3 protein-coding genes are annotated in these 3,068 nt (G+C 67.6%); all 3 read left to right on the top strand.

The window, feature by feature from the left end:
• The first annotated feature begins 10 nt into the window (after positions 1-10).
• The 3 genes from J7E68_RS09105 to J7E68_RS09095 are packed head-to-tail and all read left to right on the top strand — an operon-like array spanning position 11 to position 2,923.
• A complete protein-coding gene (locus J7E68_RS09105) occupies positions 11-919 on the top strand; it encodes a sugar ABC transporter permease (protein WP_311416800.1) in 909 nt (302 codons plus the stop codon).
• Positions 912-1,775 carry a carbohydrate ABC transporter permease gene (locus J7E68_RS09100; RefSeq protein ID WP_215171897.1) on the top strand — a complete coding sequence of 288 codons (864 nt, stop codon included), beginning with the start codon at positions 912-914 and terminating at the stop codon, positions 1,773-1,775. Before J7E68_RS09105 ends, J7E68_RS09100 begins: the two co-directional genes overlap by 8 nt.
• The gene (locus J7E68_RS09095; RefSeq protein ID WP_215171895.1) at positions 1,775-2,923 is read left to right on the top strand and encodes a mandelate racemase/muconate lactonizing enzyme family protein; all 1,149 of its coding nucleotides are present in this window, start codon (positions 1,775-1,777) and stop codon (positions 2,921-2,923) included. Before J7E68_RS09100 ends, J7E68_RS09095 begins: the two co-directional genes overlap by 1 nt.
• The last annotated feature ends 145 nt before the right edge of the window (positions 2,924-3,068 follow it).

Here is a 3,068-nt window from a genome sequence, read left to right as displayed (position 1 = left end):
CGCGGCGGGGGTGCCCTCGGGTGCTCCCGCCGCGCGGGTTCCCCGCCCGCCGCGTCGGCGCGGCCAGGCCTGGGTGGCGGTGGCATTCCTTGCCCCCGGGATGATCGGGTTCGTCCTCTTCATCCTCACCCCGCTGTTCGGGTCGGCCTTCATCAGCCTGTTCGACTGGAAGCTGTTCGGCAGCCCCGACTTCATCGGGTTCGAGAACTACGTGAAGCTGTTCCGTGACCCGACGTTCTACACCGTGCTCGGCAACACCCTCATCTTCGCGATCGTCTACACGGCGCTGAACCTCGTCGTCGCCCTCACCATCTCGCTGTGGCTCAGCACGCGCATGAAGGCGGCGGGAGCCTGGCGGGTCGTCTTCTTCCTGCCGGTGATCACGCCGATGGTGGCCAACGCGCTCGTCTGGCGACTGCTGCTCTCGCAGGACGGTCTCGTCAACTCGATGCTCGCGACGGTCGGCATCGACGGGCCCAACTGGCTCTCCGACTCGGCCTGGGCGCTGCCCTCGGTGATCGCGATGTCGGTGTGGCAGTCGTTCGGGTACAACGTGATCGTCCTGTCGGCGGGTCTCAGCGCGATCCCGAAGGAGCTGCTCGAGGCATCCCGCATCGACGGCACCTCGGCGTGGCAGCGGCTGCGCTTCATCATCCTGCCGCTGCTGTCGCCGTCGCTGTTCTTCTGCTCGACGATGACGATGATCGGCGCCTTCCAGGTGTTCGTGCAGCCGCTGTTCCTGACACAGGGAGGGCCGGGTGAGAGCACCAACACGTTCGTGCTGTACCTGTATCGCAACGGCTTCGTCTTCGATCGGCTCGGCTACGCATCCGCCCTCGCGTGGATCCTGTTCCTGGTCGTGATGCTCATCACGGCCCTGCAGTTCGTCGGCCAGCGCAGGTGGGTGAACTATGAGTGAGGTCGTGAGCCTGCCCCGTCGTGCGCATCAGCGTCGCGACTCACTGAAGGAATGGCTGAACACCGCCGCCATCGCGGTGGTCGCGCTGCTGTTCGCCTTCCCGTTCATCTGGATGTTCCTCACCGCGCTCAAGCCCGAGAACGAGGTCTTCACGGCGACGCCGCAGATCTTCGGCTCCGAGATCCGTTGGGCGAACTTCGTCGAGGCCTGGACCGTCGTGCCGTTCGGACGCTTCATCCTCAACGGCCTGTTCGTCGCGATCCTCGGCGCCGCGCTCTCGGTGATCGTCGCCGTGCTCTCGGCCTACGCCTTCTCGCGCCTGCGGTTCAAGTACCGCGACAAGCTCTTCCTGCTGTTCGTGCTCACGCTCGTGCTGCCGCAGGAGGTGCTCGTCGTTCCGCTGTTCATCATGATCAACAGCTGGGGGTGGAACGACAGCTTCGCGGCCCTCATCATCCCGTTCGCGTTCACCGCGTTCGGCACGTTCCTGATGCGGCAGTTCTTCCTCACCATCCCGATGGAGTACGAGGAAGCGGCCCTGATCGACGGCGCCTCGCGACTGCGTACCCTGTGGTCTGTGCTGCTGCCGCAGCTGGTCGCCCCGCTCAGCGTGCTCGCGGTGTTCTCGTTCATCGGCTATTGGAACTCGTACCTGTGGCCGCTCATCATCATCAACACGCAGGACATGGCCACCGTGCCCCTCGGGCTCGGCATGTTCACCGGGCAGTTCGGCACGCAGTGGTCGCTGCTGATGGCCGCGTCGACACTGGCCGTCATCCCCTCGCTGATCCTCGTGCTGCTGCTGCAACGGCAGCTCATCAAAGGGGTCACCCTGGGCGGACTCGGAGGACGCTGATGACCACCACACACCACACCACCGCGCACCTGCGCGAGGCTGTCGCGGATGCGACGGCCGGCAGCCGGATCGTTCACGCGGAGGCCCAGCTGTGCGACCTGCCGGTCGAGACCGAGCGCACGGATGCTCTGCAGACGTTCGTCAAGCAGGAGACGATCTTCGTGCGGCTGCGCACGGCTGACGGCACCGAGGGCATCGGCTACAGCTACACGATCGGCACCGGCGGCGGCGCAGTCCTCAGCCTGCTGCGCGAGACGCTGCTGCCGGCCCTGATCGGGCTCGAGGCCGAGCGCCCCGAAGCGCTGTGGCTCGCACTGTTCGGCATCACGCGCGCCACGACTGTGGGGCCCATCACCGCGCTCGCGCTCGCCGCGGTCGACACCGCGGTGTGGGATGCGAAGACCCGCCGAGCCGGTCTGCCGCTCTGGGTCGCCGCCGGAGGGGCTTCGCCCTCCGTGCCGGTGTACGACACCGAGGGAGGATGGCTGCACTTCCGCACCGACGAGCTGGTCGCGCACGCGGTCGACGCCAAGGACCGAGGCATGGGCGGCGTCAAGATCAAGGTCGGCATGCCGCGCGGCCACCAGGACCTCGACCGCCTGCGCGCCGTGCGAGACGCCGTGGGCCCGGCAATGGACATCATGGTCGACGCGAACCAGTCGTTCACGGTCGCCGAGGCCGTACGCCGCGCACGGCTGTTCGAGCAGGTCGACGTGTTCTGGTTCGAGGAGCCGCTGCCCGCGGAGGACATCGAGGGGCATCGCCTTCTGGCGCGCTCGACGTCGGTGCCGATCGCGGTCGGCGAGAGCATGTACTCGCTCGGGCACTTCCGCGAGCACCTGCAGCGCGGGGGAGCGTCGATCGTGCAGGCCGACGTCGCGAGGGTCGGCGGAATCACCCCGTGGCTCAAGATCGCGCATCTGGCCGAGTCGTTCAATGCCCCCGTGGCGCCGCATTTCCTGATGGAGCTGCATGTGTCGCTCGTCTGCGCGGTGCCCAACGCGCTCTACCTCGAGCACATCCCGCAGCTGCGCGCGGTCACCACGGGCGAGATCCGCATCGAGAACGGGCGCGGGTGGGCGCCGACGGAGGCGGGCCTGGGCATCCCCTGGAACGACGACGCACTGGGTCGGCTGATCGTGTCATGAGCAGCACCGTCTCGGTCGGTTCGCGGCCCGTGAAGATCGGGCGGGCGGGGCTCTCCGCTCCGCCCGCCGCGTACGGAGCGGCGGCACTCGGCAATCTCTACCCGGCGCTGGATGAGAGAGAGTGGCCCGAGATCGTGCCTGCCGC

The organism is Microbacterium sp. ISL-103, assembly GCF_018613995.1.
Taxonomy (GTDB): domain Bacteria; phylum Actinomycetota; class Actinomycetes; order Actinomycetales; family Microbacteriaceae; genus Microbacterium.
This window is presented reverse-complemented; position numbering and strand designations above follow the sequence as displayed.